The sequence below is a fragment of the Lysobacter enzymogenes genome, assembly GCF_900106525.1.
GTDB classification, from domain to species: Bacteria; Pseudomonadota; Gammaproteobacteria; order Xanthomonadales; family Xanthomonadaceae; genus Lysobacter; species Lysobacter enzymogenes.
The window spans coordinates 825,133-839,588 of the sequence record NZ_FNOG01000001.1; the positions used below are offsets into that span (position 1 = coordinate 825,133).

Consider the following 14,456-nt stretch of genomic DNA (forward strand, 5'->3'; position numbering starts at 1 on the left):
GGCCGGGCCGGTCATGCTCATTTGGGGAATGACATGCAAACGGAACAAAGCAGGAGTTTCTGGAGCCGTTATGCGGCGATCGTGGTGGCGGTGGCGATCTCGCTGCTGATCGCCGTGGTCACCACCGTGGTCAGCGTGCGCTTGAACACGGAAATCGCCCAGCGCGTGATCATGCGCGACCTTGCCGGTACCGAGCGAACCTCGACCCAGCTGGTGCTGCGCGCGCTGATGACCATGGAGCGCGACCAGAAGGACGGCAAGGCGCCCTCGGCGCAGTCGCTGCAAATGCTGCGCGAACGTTCCGAGCGGGTGAGCCATACCATCGTGGTGTTCCGCGACGGCGGCCGCCTGCCGGAGGAACCGGCCCGCCAGCCGCTGGACAACACCCGCTACAGCCCGGAGTTCATCGCTGCCAACGAGCAGGCCGACAAGCTGTGGCGGCCGTGGCAGGAGCGCATCCAGCGCGTGCTGGATGCGCCGGAGGCGCCCGCGGCGGTGGTGTCCGAAGCGGTCGCCCACGGCTTGAACGTGGTCGAACCCATGCTCAAGTTGTACGGCGAGGAAATCGACGCGGTGCAGCGCCGCACCGAGGAAAACACCCGCACCCTGGAACAGGTCCAGTACGGCGGCGCGCTCGCGCTGCTGCTGAACTTCCTGTTCACTGTGTTCGTCGCCCTGCGCCGCCTGCGCGCCGGCGACCGCGCGGTGGCCCGGTCCAGCAAGCAGACCCTGGACATCCTGGCGACGGTGAAGGAAGGCCTGTTCCTGGTGACCGGCGACTTCGTCATCGGCGACCGGATGTCGCAATCGCTGCCGCAGATCATGCAGCGCCGGGTCGAGCCCGGCATGAACCTGATCGAGCTGATGCGGCCGATGGTGAGCGCGCAGACCCTGGAAGCCACCCGCGACTACCTCGGCCTGCTGTTCGGCAAGCGAGTCAAGGAAAACCTGGTCGCCAGCCTCAATCCGCTGTCGGAAGTGCCGGTGGCCGGCGGCAGCGACGGCCGCGGCCAGGCCCAGCCGCGCTACCTCAACTTCCAGTTCAACCGCGTGCAGGAAGGCGACGACACCGTGCACTTGCTGGTGACGGTGTCCGACGCGACCGAGCGGGTGCGCCTGACCCAGGAAATCGCCGCGGCCAAGACCCGCACCCGCGAGGAGATGGAAAGCCTGCTGCGCGTGCTCAGCCGCGACTCCAGCGAAGTGCGCTTCTTCCTGCACCGCATCGGCGTGGTGCTGGAGCGCATCAACGACGACCTGCGCCAGGCCGCCGGCCGCCGCGGCGGCACCGACTACGTCGAACTGGTCAACGCGATCTTCCGCGACGTGCATTCGCTCAAGAGCGAGGCGGCGGCGCTGAACCTGGAAATGCTGGAAGCGCTGGCGCACAACTTCGAGGTCGACCTGATCAGCCTGCGCGACCGCGGCGAAGTCGAAGGCGGCGACATGGTCAAGATGACCGTGCACCTGGACGACATGTTCGAGTGCGCGACGACGATCCGCGAGTTCCTCGACCGCATCTCCGGCGGCAACGATGCGCGCGCGCCGGTCGTGGTGACGCCGGCGCAGCGCTTGGTCGAAGGCTGGGCCGGCCTGGCCGAGCGCATCGCCCGCGAACAGGGCAAGCAGGTGCAATTGCAGATGCAGCTCGACGGCCTGGAGCGGGTGCCGGCGGATACCCTCGCCGCGTTGCGCGCGATCGGCCTGCAACTGCTGCGCAACGCGGTCGCGCACGGCATCGAGCCGGCGCAGGAGCGGTCCGCGCTGGACAAGCCGGCGGCCGGGTCGATCGTGTTCCGCAGCGCCGACGCCGGCAGCCGCCAGATCGAACTGAGCGTGCGCGACGACGGCCGCGGCATCGACGTGGCGCGGGTGCGCGCGGCGCTGGCCGGGTCCGGGCGCTACACGCCCGAGCAAGTGCAGGCGCTCAGCGACCGCGACGCGATGATGAAGATCTTCGAGCCCGGCGTGTCCACCGCGGCCGACAGCGGCGACCGCGACGCCGGCCACGGCGTCGGCATGGATCTGGTCATGAAGCAGGTGCGGGCGATGGCCGGAACCATTTCGATGTCGACCAAGGTCGGCGCCTACACCGAGTTCCGCATCCGCCTGCCGGTGGCCGAGGCCAAGCCGGCCGCGGCGACGGCAGAAGGCGGCGATTTCCAACTGACGTTCTGAGGCCGGAGGCCCGATGAAACTGCTGATCGTGGACGACTCCAACGTGATCCGCCAACGCATCGCGCGGCTGGCGGGCGACACCCGGCTGCCCGGCCTGGAGATCGTCGGCCAGGCCCGCAACGGCGCCGAAGCGCTGAACCTGTTCGTGCGCCACCGCCCGGACGTGGTGACCATGGACCTGACCATGCCCGAGCTGGGCGGGGTGGAATGCACCGAACAGATCGCCGCCATCGACGACAAGGTCAACATCCTGGTGGTCTCGGCGCTGAGCGACAAATCCACCGCGATCACCGCGCTCAAGAAGGGCGCGCGCGGGTTCCTCTACAAACCTTTCACCGACGACCAACTGGTCGAGGCCCTGCTGGAGATGCTGCCGACATGAGCGACCTCAACGAAACCGAAATCAAGGTCTTCATCGACGCGGTCACCAACTACTTCAACCAGCTCACCCACGAGCCGGCGAACGTGCGCGGCGCGTTCCTCGACGACAACGGCGGCACCGCGCCGGTGTTCGATTACAGCGGCCAGATCGCGGTCAGCGGCCAGTTCCGCGGCACCATCACCGTGTCGGCGCCGCGCGCGATGATCCGCCACCTGCTGCTGGCGCTCAACGAAAGCGACCAGTCCGATGCCAACCTGCGCGACACCGTCGGCGAGCTGGCCAACACCCTGGCCGGCAACGCGCGCAAGCACTTCGGCGGGGAGATGGAGATCTCGGTGCCGCGCACCGCGGCCGGCGCGATCGGCGGCGCCGGCTCGCGCAAGCGGCCCTACGTGATCATGGTCAGCTGGAAGACCTACAGCGCTTCGTTGGTGGTGGATATCGAGCGGCTGGAATAAGCCGCGCCAGTTCGTGAAGGCGGCTCCGGCCGCGCGCCGTCGGCGACGCTCCCCCTGATAGGCGCCGCCGCGCGGATCGCTCCATGCGGCCGGAGCCGGCCTTCGCGATTCGTCCCCGCGGCGCTGCGGCGCGGCGGGGACGCAGCCGGAGATCGCCATGTCGGAAAACCCAAACCAGCCGCACGCGCGTCTGCGCCCGCTGCTGACCGCGTCCGCGGCGGCGGCGCTCGGTCTGGCCCTGGCCGCCGCGGCGGCGACGGCGCGTTCGGCCGATGTGCTGGCCGGCGCGCTGCGGGTCGCGTCCTTGCGCTACAGCCTGCTGCTCGCGGCGGCGCTCGGCCTGGCGCTGGCGGCCGGCGCCTGCCTCGCGCTGTGGTTGCGCCTGCGCCGGTTGCGCGAGGAAGAGCTCGAGCACGCGCATTGGCGCGAACGCTGCGAAGACGCCTTGCGCGCGCTGCCCGAGGGCATGTGCCTGATCGATGCCGACTTCGTCATCCGCGAACCGGTGTCGCCGTCGTTGTTCGGCGTGCTTCAGCGCAAGCTCTGGCCCGGCATGGACCTGGTCGAGGCGTTGCGGCCGATGCTCGGCGCGGACACAGTCGAGGCCTTGCGCACGCATCTGCGCGAGTGCTTCGCCGCGCGGGCCGGCGCACGGCCGGCCACGCGCAACCCGCTGGCCGAGGTGGTGCTGCCCGGGCCGCCGTCGCGGCAACTGCAATTGGGTTTCCGGTTCGAACCGGTGCGTCACGGCGAGCGCGTGGTCTATCTGCTGGTCGTCGTCGGCGACATCGGCGAACGCTTGCAGGCGGCGCGCGAGCTGGCCGGCGCGCGCCTGCGCCTGCGCGCGCAACTCGACGGCCTGCTGCGCGCCTGCGGCCGCGACGGCCTGCAACTGCGCAGTTGCCTGGGCCACGCCGAGGCCGCGCTGGAGCGAGCGCGGGTGCGGCTGGGTCGGCTGCGCGGCGCGTCCGCCGCAGCCGAGCGCGAAGCGTCGTTGCGCAGCCTGTTGGAGGAAGCGCGCACGATCAAGCGCGAGGCGGCGGCGATCGAACTGGAACTGCTGGAAACCCCGGCGCACCACTTCGAACTGGAACTGCTGGAGTCCGGGCCGGCGGCCCGCGCCGACGAGGGCGCGCGGCTGGCGACGCAGCTGGACGTGCTGGCCGAACGCATCGCGACCGTGCGCGAGTTCGTGCTCGGCCTGGATGCGCGCGTCGGCGCGGCGCGCACGTCGGACAGCGGCCGCGGCGACGTGGGTGCGGCTGCGCCGGGCAGGACGGCGGATACGGCGGACGCGGTGAATGCCGAGTCGCCGCGGCGCGGCGACGCGCAGGCCTTGGTCGCGCGCTTGCAGCGGTCCGGCCAAAGCGATGTGCTGGCGGCCGCGGCGCGGGCGCAGACCGCTTCGCCTGCGCCACAGGTCAGCGTGGTTGCGACGAGCGCTGTGGCGGCGCCGGTCGTTGCGGCGGCGGGTGCGGTCAGGGCTGCTGTGTCGATCCGGCCCGCAGCGAGTTCCTCGGACAGCGGCGAAGTGACGGTGCCGGCCGCGGCGTCGTTCGTGGCGGCGGATGCGGCCTTGTTCGCCGCGCCGATCCGATCCTCGCCGAATCCTGCCGCAGCGGTTGCGTCCGCGGATGCCGCGGCTCTCCTGGCCCCGACGACGACAGCCGCTCTCGTCACGCCGAACGCGTCGACCCAGACGGCGTCGCCGACACCGACGCCGGCACCGACATCGGCATCGGCATCGGCATCGGCATCGGCATCGGCACCGACGATGGTCGCACAGCGCCGGATCGACACGCCCGCGCCGGTTTCGGTCTCGCCGCCTCCCGCGCGGCAGGCGGCGACGGAGCCGTCGTTCCCGGCGACGCCGCGAATCTCGCCGCCATCGGCGCAGGTATCGTTGGCATCGGCATCGGCATCGGCATCGGCATCGCTCGCCGCATCGCCGCACCACAACGCCACGCCGCAACATTCGTCCCCGCCCATAGCAACGACCACCTCCGCAGACCCCGCCGCCACCGTCGAGGCCTTGGTGCTGAAGCCCAACCGCGACGCCGGAATCGAAGCCGCCGCGCCGCGCTCGGCATCGGCGCTCGGCGACGACGCAGACCCGCTGGCCTGGGCGCCGCTGCTGGCGCTGTCCGGCGACGGCCCCGAAGCGTTGCCGGCCGACAAGGCGGCGTTCGTCGACTGGGCCGGGCTCGCGCGCCGGCTCGCCGGCGATCAGGGCAAGGCGGTGCGGGTGGAGGCCTTGCTGGAGCCGTTCGCGCGGCTGCCGCCCGCGCAGGCGGCGATGCTGCGCGATATCGGCATGGAACTGGTCGCCAACGCGGTGCTGCACGGGATCGAGCCGATGCCGATGCGGCGCCGGGTCGGCAAGGATCCGGTCGGCGCGGTGCGCCTGAGCCTGAGCTACGGCGAGCGCGAAGGCTGGCTGTTCTGCGCGCGCGACGACGGCCGCGGGATCAATGTGGTGCGGGTGCGCGCGGCGCTGGTCCGCGACGGCGGCTTCACTCCGCTGCAGGCGGGGCAGCTGAGCGAGCGCGAGGCGATCATGAAAGTGTTCGAACCCGGCGTCACCACCGCGCCGCACGCCGGCGGCGCGAGCGGGCGCGGCCTGGGCCTGCCGAACGCGGTCGAACGTTTGCGCGGCCTGCGCGCGCAGGTGTCGCTGCTGACGGTGCCGGGACGCTCGACCGAAGTGCGCATCGCCTGGCCGGCGGGTTGAGGCCGCCGGCCAACCGGTCGCGAGACGGGACAAGGAACGCAGCGGGTCTTAAGACCTCGGGCTGCGTGCGCACCGCTCAGGTTCGCGTGCGATCTAGCCAGCGTGGCGGTGAACGGCGATACGGCGACGGCGCGCGATCCGCCGCGCGCAACCGCCTATGCAACCTCAAGCCAGGTCGCCGAACCGAGCCTGCAACGCCGCGATCGCCGCCAGCCCGGCGGTTTCGGTGCGCAGGATGCGCGGCCCCAGCCGCAATCCGTGGAATCCGGCCGCGCGCAGTTGTTCGCGGTCCAGCGGCGACCAGCCGCCTTCCGGCCCGATCGCCAACAACACCGGTGCGGCCGCATCCACCTGCAGGGTCGCGAAACCCAGCTCGCCGTCCGGATCCAGGATCAGCCGCAGCCCGTCCGCCGGCAGCGCCGCCAGCGCGGCGGCCAGCGCCAGCGGCGCGGCCACCTCCGGCACCGATGCGCGCCCGCTTTGTTCGCAGGCCGAGGCCACCACGCTGCGCCAATGCGCCAGGCGCTTGTCCGCACGCGCCGCGTCGAGCTTGACCTCGCTGCGCTGCGACCACAGCGGATGGAACGCGCTCGCGCCCAGCTCGGTCGCCTTCTGCAGGATCAGGTCCATCTTCTCGCCGCGCGCCACGCCCTGCAGCAGCACCAGCCGCAGCGGCGATTCGCGCGCGACGTCCTGCGCCGATTCGATCGCCACGCGCACTTCGCGCTTGCCGATGGCGCTGACGACGCCGTGGTAATCGCGCCCGTCGCCGTTGAACAGCACGCAGGCGTCGCCGACCTCGTGGCGCAGCACCCGCGCCAGATGCGTGGCCGGGCCTTCGGGCAATACCACCTCGCGGCCCGGGGCCAGATCGCCGTTTTCCACATGCACGCGGGTCAGTCTCATGCGTCGGCCTCCGCGATGGCGCTGTCGATGGCTTCGCGCGTGGTCCGCGCGAGCAGTTGCAAGGCGTCTTCGTCGATGCAGTACGGCGGCATCCAATACAAGATATCGCCGAGCGGGCGCAGCAGCACGCCGCGCTCCAGGGCCGCGCGGTAGGCGCGCAGGCCGATGCGCGCGGCCGGGTCGAACGGCGTGCGCTTGTCGCCGCCGCGGGTCAGCTCGAACGCGACGATCATGCCGGCCTGGCGTAGGTCGGCGACGTGCGCATGATCGCCCAGCGGCGCGGCCAGCTCGGCCATGCGCGCGCTGGTGGCGCGGTTGCGCTGGATCACATCGTCTTGTTCGAAGATCGACAGGCTCGCCAGCGCCGCTGCGCAGGCCAGCGGGTTGCCGGTGTAGCTGTGCGAATGCAGGAAGGCGCGTTCGCGCGAGTCGTCGAGGAAGCCGTCGTAGATCGACTGCGTCGCCAGCACCGCCGCCAGCGGCAGCGCGCCACCGGTCAGGCCCTTGGACAGGCACAGCAGGTCGGGCATGACCCCGGCCTGCTCGCTGGCGAACATCGTGCCGGTGCGGCCGAAGCCGACCGCGATCTCGTCGGCGATCAGGAACACCCCGTGCTCGTCGCAGATCTCGCGCGCCAGCCGCAGGTACTCGGGATCGTGCATGCGCATGCCGCCGGCGCACTGCACGCGCGGCTCCAGGATCATCGCGCAGACCTGTCCGGCATGGCGCTCGAGCAGTTCGCGCAAGGCCTGCGCGGCCTGGCGCGCGCGCTCGGCCGGGCTTTGCCCGGGTTCGCAGGCGTAGGCGTCGGGCGAGGGCGCGAACAGCGACTCGATCAGCAGCGGCGCGTAGACGCGCCGGTACAGCGGAACATCGCCCACCGCCAGCGCGCCGAGGGTTTCGCCGTGGTAGCCGTTCTCCAGGGCGACGAACTTGGTCCGGCCGTCCTCGCCGCGGTTGCGGAACCAGTGGAAGGCCATCTTCAGCGCCACCTCGACCCCGGCCGAGCCGTTGTCGGCGTAGAACACCTTGGCCAGCGGCGCGCGCCCGGCCTGGCGCGGGGCGATCGCGAGCAGGCGCTCGGCCAGCTCCACCGCCGGCGGGTGCGACACGCCGGCCAGGATCACGTGCTCCAAGGTCCGCGCCTGCGCGGCGATGGCCGCGGCGATGCGCGGCTCGGCGTGGCCGAACAGGTTGGTCCACCAACTGGAAATCGCGTCCAGCCAGCGGCGGCCGTCGTGGCCGATCAGCCAGGGGCCCTGGCCGCTGGCGATGGGCAGCAAGGGCAGGGTGTGCGGGTGCTCGCGCATTTGGGTGCACGGGTGCCACAGCACGTTCAAGTCGCGTTCGCGCCAGGCGTGCGCCGCAGCGTTGCCGGGCTCTGCTAGCATCAGGGGGTCGTGAGTGATCTCTCGCATCCCCCTATTATCGTGCCTTTCCGCCTTCCGCCCATGCCGTTCATGGCGCCTTCGCGCGCGCCGCTCGGGTCCGGGGCCGCGCCATGAGCCGGCGGCTGCCGATCGTCCACAACGTCGTCGAGCACGACGCCGCCGGTTACCGGATGGAATCGCTCGACCTGGAGTTCTCCAACGGCGAGCGCCGCCGCTACGAGCGCCTGCTTGGCCGCCCGCGCGCGGGCGGGCCCGGCGCGGTGATCGTGGTGCCGATGCTGGACGAGGACACCGTGCTGCTGGTGCGCGAGTACGCCGCCGGCGTGCACCGCTACGAGCTGGGCCTGGTCAAGGGCCGGATCGACGCCGGCGAAGACGCCATCGAGGCCGCCAACCGCGAACTCAAGGAAGAAGCCGGTTTCGGCGCGCGTTCGCTGACCGTGCTGCGCTCGCTGAGCCTGGCGCCGACCTACATGATCCACCAGGCCTACCTGGTGCTGGCGCGCGACCTGTATCCCGAGCGCTTGCCCGGCGACGAGCCGGAAGAGCTCGAAGTGGTGCCGTGGAAGCTCGACCGCCTGCACGAGCTGATCCTGCGCGAAGATTTTTCCGAAGGCCGCACCATCGCCGCGCTGTTCATCGCGCGCGAATGGCTGCGCCACGGCGAGCCGGCGCCGCCGCCGGCGGAACCCGCCGATCCCACCGGCGGTTCGGAGATAGCCCCATGAGCGCAGCCGCAGCCCCCGCCTTCGTCGCCGACAGCGCCCTGGTCGAAGGCGCCATCGCCATCGCCCGCGCCGCCGCCGCGGCGATCCTGGAAATCTACGACGGCGAGTTCGAAGTCGAGCGCAAGGCCGACGCCTCGCCGCTCACCGCCGCCGACATGGCCGCGCATCACGTCATCGTCGACGGGCTGGCGCGGCTGACGCCGGACATCCCGGTGCTGTCGGAAGAATCCGCGCACGAAGTCGACGCCGCCCAGCGCCGCGGCTGGGACCGGCTGTGGCTGGTCGATCCGCTCGACGGCACCCGCGAGTTCGTCAAGCGCAACGGCGAGTTCTCGGTCAACCTGGCCCTGATCGAACGCGGCGAGCCGGTGTTCGGCGTGGTCCTGGCGCCGGTCGGCGGCGCGCTGTGGCACGGCGCGCGCGGCGGCCACGCCTATCGCCGCGACGGCGATGTCGAGCGCCGCGTGCAGGCGCAGGTGCCGCCGGCGCAGCCGCTGCGGGTGGCCGCCAGCCGTTCGCACCACAGCCAGCGCAGCGACGAGTTCCTCGCCCGCGCGCATCGCCAAGCCGCCGGCGGCATCGCCATGGTCAGCCTGGGCTCGTCGCTGAAATTCTGCCGCATCGCCGAAGGCTCGCTGGATCTGTATCCGCGCTTCGGCCCGACCAGCGAGTGGGACACCGCCGCCGGGCAATGCGTGCTCGAAGCGGCCGGCGGCGCGGTGCTCGACCCGCGCGGACGCCCGTTCCGTTACAACCAGCGCGACGGCCTGCTCAACGGCGACTTCATCGCCCTGGGCGACCTGTCGCTGCCGTGGAGGGCCTGGCAAGATGGCTGAGGTGCTGAACCTGCCGCCGGGCATCGCCGGCCTGCTGGAAATCATGGCGCGCCTGCGCGACCGCGAGCGCGGCTGCCCGTGGGACATCGAGCAGACCTTCGCCAGCATCGTCCCGTACACCATCGAGGAAGCCTACGAAGTCGCCGACGCGGTCGACCGCGGCGACCTGGACGCGCTCAAGGACGAACTCGGCGACCTGCTGCTGCAAGTGGTGTTCCATGCGCGCATGGCGCAGGAACAAGACGCCTTCGCCTTCGACGATGTCGTCGCCGCGATCAGCGACAAGATGGTGCGCCGGCATCCGCACGTGTTCGGCGAGGCCAGCGTCGAAGACGCCGATGCGCAGACGGTGGCGTGGGAAGAACAAAAGCGCCGCGAGCGCCAGGCCGCCGGCGAAGCCGACACCTCGGCGCTGGCCGGCATCGCCCGCGGCCTGCCGGAATGGCAGCGCGCGGTGAAGCTGCAAAAGCGCGCCGCTTCGGTCGGCTTCGACTGGCCGGCGCCGACGCCGGTGATCGCCAAGCTGCACGAAGAAATCGAAGAAGTGCGGGTCGAGTTCGACGCGGTCGCCGCCGCGCCCGACGACGCGGCCGCGCGCGACCGGCTGGAGGAGGAGATCGGCGACGTGCTGTTCGTCTGCGCCAATCTCGCCCGCCACGCCAAGGTCGACGTCGGCGCCGCGCTGCGCCGCGCCAACCTCAAGTTCGAACGCCGCTTCCGCGCGATGGAATTGCAGGCCGCGCAGGACGGCATGGCGCTGCCGGAGCTGTCGCTGGAAGCGCAGGACGGTTATTGGAACCGGGTCAAGGCCGAGGAGCGCTGAGATGCGCAGCAAGGATCGCGAACGGATGCGCGCGGCGCTGGCGGTAGCGACTTTGGCGACGGCATCGGTGTGGCCCGCCATCGCGGCCGCCCAGGACGATGCGAACCGGGAGTACCTGTTCCACAGCCAGTTCGCCGAGCACTGCAAGCGCGCGATGCCGCCGCTGTCCAAGCAAGTCGACAGCGCTTTTTCCGCGTGGCAGTCGCGCATTCCCGCGCAGCGCCTGGCCGCGTTCCAGGACTACGCAAGCAGCAAGGCGGGCAAGCGCATGGCGCAGTACGTCGGGGTCGGAATCTCGGTTGCGTCGGGCGACAACAAGCTGGTCGCGTCCTACCAGTGCGTCGAGCGCATCAACGAGTGGGGCCGGATCGACTATCCGTCGGTGACCAATTCGCAGATCGATGCGGCCGCCGCCAAGCCGCTGCTCGCTTCGATCGCGCCGCTGGCGTTGGCGCGGCTGGATTGCGCGGCCCTGGAAGGGGTGAGCGCGGCGCCGGCAACGGCGGCGAGCGCAGACCAAGCGTCCGTCCCGGTGGAAACCTGGACGTTCTCCGGCTGCGGGCGCAGTCACGCCGTGGGCATCGATCGGCGCTCGGATCGGCTCGGGCTCGCCGGCAAGGACCGGATCGAACTGTCGGGATTCTAGCGACGCCATGCGCCCGCAGCGCAGAGCCTCGGGCCTGAAGGCGCTCCCACAAAACCGGCGGCGACGCGCTTTTGTGGGAGGGCCTTCAGGCCCGAAGCTTTCCTGTCCGGTCGCTGCCTAAGCCGGCTTCCCGGAGACCCCGCATGTTCAAGACCTTCCTGCTGTTCCTGCTCACCGCCGTCGCCGAAATCGTCGGCTGTTACTTGCCGTACCTATGGCTGCGCAAAGGCGGCAGCGCGTGGTTGTTGTTGCCGGCCGCCGCCAGCCTCGCGCTGTTCGCGTGGCTGCTGACCTTGCACCCCGCTGCCTCGGGCCGGGTTTACGCGGCCTACGGCGGCGTCTACGTCACCGTCGCGATCTTCTGGCTGTGGTGGGCGGACCAGATCAAACCCAGCCGCTGGGATCTACTCGGCGCGGCGTTGTGCCTGGCCGGCATGGCGGTGATCATGTTCGCGCCGCGCACGGCTTGAACCGCCAACTGTGCGTAGGCAGCATCGCGACAGGCAGGCAGGAGGCGCTATGGGACGCGTAAAGGGATGGATCGCCGCGGGATTGTTGGCCTTGGCGTGCGCGCAGGCGCAGGCCGATCCGGCGCCGCCGCGCGATCCGGACGATCTGCTGGTGTTCGTCGGCGAAAAGGAGTCGGTGGTTGAGTTCGAACCGCAGTTGCCGCCGAACGTTTTGCTGATGGATGGCGCGTTCAAGGCCCGCTTCCGGGTGGTGCAGGTGCTGCACGGCCGCTACGACGGCGAGCGGATCGAGTTCGAGGCCTACGATCATTACTCCGAGCCGGGTTTCTCGTTCTTCCCGCACTCGTTGTTGTTCCTGGCGCGCGACGGCGAGCGCTACGTGCAGGTGAAGTACCAGTTCTACCCGGTGTTCCGCACCGCCGCGGGCGAATGGGCCGGTTGCGGTCCGTTGTCCGCGTGGGAACGCAAGGAGCGGCGCGGTATCGCCCCGGCGCGGCCGATGAGCTTCGGCGACGACGCCTATGTCCCACTGGACGCGTCTTGGACCCCGGTGTTTTCGCAAAAGCAGTTTCGACGTTCGGACTTCCGGGTCGAGGGGCGGCGCGCCTACTGTCTGCGCGGCGCGTCGGCGCAGGCCTTGTTCGAAGTCAAGAAACGCGGCGTGCTCAGGGACGATGGCTGGTTCGCGGATGAGCCGCGGACGTCCGCGCGTTGAATCTGCTGCCACGCGCGGCCCGAGTTGCCGTGCCGTCATGCTCCGAAGCCCGACGCGAGCGTGCCGTAGCCGGCCTGCCGCGGCGCGATGCGCACAGCGGGCGAATCACAACGAAGCGCTGATCGCCTGCGACCGGCCGGTTGCCTCGTCGAACGGCGCGGCGGCCTGAGTGCCGTGGTGGCCCCGCTGCTGCTGTTCGAGGAAGCGGTGCGGCAGCGGCAGTTGGCGCGGCAGTTGCGTTAAGCGCAGGCGCGGCGTGGGTCGCGCCTGCCGCTGCGCGCGGGCGCGTCGGCGGCGCGCTTGCGCGGGTTGCCGAGGCGGTCGAGTATGCAGCCACCTACGCAGCGGAGATCTGCATGAACCGGCATCCCTCGCGCCCGCATCCGGCGGTTGGCTTGCTGTGGGTGGCGCTGCTTTGCGCATGCGCCCGCGAACCCGCCGCACCGCAGGCCGACGCAGCGCCGCTGCCGGCGGCGCCTGCCGCGGCGCCGGCGCTCGATCCCGTCGCCGACCTGGTCGTCGCGGTGGGCGAACGGATCTCGCTGGAGTCGATGGCCGCGCAGGACGACGAATGGGGCGGACGCTACCGCGCCCGATACCGGGTCGAGCAATGGCTGCACGGACGCGATCAACGCGCGGAGTTGGAGTTCGACTTCCACCAGCACCTCGGCGAGCCCGAACTGCTGGGTTTCGCGCATGCGCTGTTGTTCCTGCGGCGCGAAGGCGCGGGCCTGGTCGAAGTCGCCCACTACCCGGTCTTCGCCGCCCGCGGCGGCGGCTGGGCCGGCTGCGCGCCGGTATCGCAGATGCAAGCGCGTCGCCGCACTGATCGGGCGGTTGCGGTGCCGAACGCGTTCGCGGGCGAGGCAGCCTACACCCAGTGGCTGCCGCCGGAGCCGGGTTCGTACCCGGCGCGGGATTTCCAGGTCGACGGCAATCGCATCCGCTGCCTGACCGGCACGCCGGTGCAGGCCTTGTACGAGTTGAACCAGGACATCCTGGCCACCGGCCTGGGGCCGGACTCGCTGACGCCCGAACAAGTCCAGGCGCTGACGTTGCCGGTGGCGCCCGCCGCGCCCGGCGGCGGCTGAGCGCCGGCGCCGCTGAATGTCGCGTCGACGACACTCCGCCGCAGCCGGCCGCGTTATGGTGAGCCGATAGCGAGACCGACCCAGCGCGCCGCCGGCGCGAGGAGACGCAGATGAGCCAGCGCTTCCAGAATTTCCGCGAGTTCTACCCGTTCTACCTCAGCGAGCACAGCAACCGCACCAGCCGCCGGCTGCATTTCGTCGGCAGTTGCGGGGTGCTGGCGCTGCTGGCGCTGGCGATCGCGCAGGGGCGGCCGTGGCTGCTCTTGGCCGCCTTGGTGTGCGGCTACGGCTTCGCCTGGGTCGGGCATTTCTTCTTCGAGAAGAACCGGCCGGCGACGTTCAAGCACCCGTTGTATTCGTTCGCCGGCGACTGGGTGATGTTCAAGGACATCCTCACCGGCAAGATCAGGTTCTGAACCGCGCTCCTCGCCGAGCGCACCCTTTCCAAGTCCGCGCGCGGCCGCCGCGCCGCGTACCCGATGCAAGGATGCTGGCCGTGAAATCCCTGGCGTTCGCCGTTTTGAGCCTCGCCTGCGCCGCCGCGCGCGCGGCCGCGCCGAGCGCGCCGGACTTGCCGCTGCGCACCTCGCCGTGGCTGGAGGATGCGAAGGAGACCAAGACTTGTACCTTGGTCGATGTCTGGGTGAACGGCACCGGCAAGGTCGGCTCGGGCCAGCGAGTGGCGACGGTCTGGCTCGCGCGCGAGGACGGGGGGGCCTATCCGTCCGCCTGGCCGGCGTTGTATCTGTCCGTCGCCGGCCGCCCGTTGGCGCTGCGCCGCGAGGGCGCCGCCAGCGACATCGAAAGCCAGACCCTGCGCGAGCGCCGCGGCGCGGTGGTGCGGTGGTCGGCGCCGACCGAACGGGTCTCAGCCCGGCTGCAATTGCAGGCGCCGCGTCTGTACGCCGAACACGCCGACGGTTGGCGCCTGGTGCCGCCGGCCCAGGCCGTTCGGGCGCGCCAGGACGAGGAGGCGACCCGCACCGTCTGGAAAGGTCGGCTCAGCCTGGACCTGCGCGGCCGCTCCTGGGAGCGCGAGGTCGAGGTGGTGTCGACCTGTGCCCCCTGATCGGGCGGCGTACGCCCCCGCAGCGCTCGCCG

The 14,456-nt window shown here is 71.0% G+C and carries 15 protein-coding genes; 13 read left to right on the forward strand and 2 right to left on the reverse strand.

Going from position 1 to position 14,456, the window contains the following annotated elements:
- Positions 1-33: 33 nt before the first annotated feature.
- The 4 genes from BLU84_RS03550 to BLU84_RS03565 all read left to right on the forward strand — a co-directional run bounded on the left by BLU84_RS03550 (position 34) and on the right by BLU84_RS03565 (position 5,749).
- On the forward strand, positions 34-2,178 hold the full coding sequence (locus BLU84_RS03550) for an ATP-binding protein (protein WP_074862939.1): 2,145 nt from the start codon (positions 34-36) through the stop codon (positions 2,176-2,178).
- A 13-nt stretch (positions 2,179-2,191) separates the two neighbouring features.
- Positions 2,192-2,560, forward strand: coding sequence for a response regulator (locus tag BLU84_RS03555; RefSeq protein WP_074862941.1), 369 nt, complete (start codon positions 2,192-2,194; stop codon positions 2,558-2,560).
- The gene (locus BLU84_RS03560; RefSeq protein ID WP_074862942.1) at positions 2,557-3,018 is read left to right on the forward strand and encodes a chemotaxis protein CheX; all 462 of its coding nucleotides are present in this window, start codon (positions 2,557-2,559) and stop codon (positions 3,016-3,018) included. The genes BLU84_RS03555 and BLU84_RS03560 overlap by 4 nt, the downstream gene beginning before the upstream one ends.
- 157 nt (positions 3,019-3,175) lie before the next feature.
- Complete coding sequence (locus BLU84_RS03565) at positions 3,176-5,749, forward strand: ATP-binding protein (protein WP_074862944.1); 2,574 nt, start codon at positions 3,176-3,178, stop codon at positions 5,747-5,749.
- A 165-nt stretch (positions 5,750-5,914) separates the two neighbouring features.
- On the opposite strand, the gene BLU84_RS03570 is transcribed toward BLU84_RS03565, so the two are convergent.
- Together BLU84_RS03570 and bioA are read right to left on the reverse strand one after the other, a co-directional pair.
- Positions 5,915-6,655 (reverse strand): 16S rRNA (uracil(1498)-N(3))-methyltransferase, encoded by a 741-nt coding sequence (locus BLU84_RS03570; protein WP_074862946.1) that lies wholly within the window; start codon positions 6,653-6,655, stop codon positions 5,915-5,917.
- Positions 6,652-8,046 (reverse strand): adenosylmethionine--8-amino-7-oxononanoate transaminase, encoded by a 1,395-nt coding sequence (bioA, locus tag BLU84_RS03575; RefSeq protein ID WP_233431050.1) that lies wholly within the window; start codon positions 8,044-8,046, stop codon positions 6,652-6,654. Before bioA ends, BLU84_RS03570 begins: the two co-directional genes overlap by 4 nt.
- A 110-nt stretch (positions 8,047-8,156) precedes the next feature.
- Here bioA and nudE point away from each other — a divergent pair, with 110 nt between their 5' ends.
- The 9 genes from nudE to BLU84_RS03620 all read left to right on the forward strand — a co-directional run bounded on the left by nudE (position 8,157) and on the right by BLU84_RS03620 (position 14,424).
- Positions 8,157-8,774, forward strand: coding sequence for an ADP compounds hydrolase NudE (nudE, locus tag BLU84_RS03580; RefSeq protein WP_083382282.1), 618 nt, complete (start codon positions 8,157-8,159; stop codon positions 8,772-8,774).
- Entirely contained in the window at positions 8,771-9,610 is an 840-nt protein-coding gene (cysQ, locus tag BLU84_RS03585) for a 3'(2'),5'-bisphosphate nucleotidase CysQ (protein WP_074862949.1), read from the forward strand. The genes nudE and cysQ overlap by 4 nt, the downstream gene beginning before the upstream one ends.
- 1 nt (position 9,611) lies before the next feature.
- Positions 9,612-10,433, forward strand: coding sequence for a nucleoside triphosphate pyrophosphohydrolase (gene mazG / locus BLU84_RS03590; protein WP_425479319.1), 822 nt, complete (start codon positions 9,612-9,614; stop codon positions 10,431-10,433).
- Position 10,434: 1 nt separating this feature from the next.
- On the forward strand, positions 10,435-11,079 hold the full coding sequence (locus tag BLU84_RS03595) for a hypothetical protein (RefSeq protein ID WP_074862953.1): 645 nt from the start codon (positions 10,435-10,437) through the stop codon (positions 11,077-11,079).
- 143 nt (positions 11,080-11,222) lie between these two features.
- Positions 11,223-11,549, forward strand: coding sequence for a YnfA family protein (locus tag BLU84_RS03600; RefSeq protein ID WP_074862955.1), 327 nt, complete (start codon positions 11,223-11,225; stop codon positions 11,547-11,549).
- A 49-nt stretch (positions 11,550-11,598) separates the two neighbouring features.
- On the forward strand, positions 11,599-12,264 hold the full coding sequence (locus BLU84_RS03605; protein WP_139174596.1) for a hypothetical protein: 666 nt from the start codon (positions 11,599-11,601) through the stop codon (positions 12,262-12,264).
- A 356-nt stretch (positions 12,265-12,620) separates the two neighbouring features.
- Complete coding sequence (locus tag BLU84_RS03610) at positions 12,621-13,355, forward strand: hypothetical protein (protein ID WP_139174598.1); 735 nt, start codon at positions 12,621-12,623, stop codon at positions 13,353-13,355.
- A 110-nt stretch (positions 13,356-13,465) separates the two neighbouring features.
- Positions 13,466-13,771 (forward strand): Mpo1-like protein, encoded by a 306-nt coding sequence (locus BLU84_RS03615; RefSeq protein WP_074862961.1) that lies wholly within the window; start codon positions 13,466-13,468, stop codon positions 13,769-13,771.
- An 80-nt stretch (positions 13,772-13,851) separates the two neighbouring features.
- Positions 13,852-14,424, forward strand: coding sequence for a hypothetical protein (locus BLU84_RS03620; RefSeq protein WP_139174600.1), 573 nt, complete (start codon positions 13,852-13,854; stop codon positions 14,422-14,424).
- Positions 14,425-14,456: the final 32 nt, after the last annotated feature.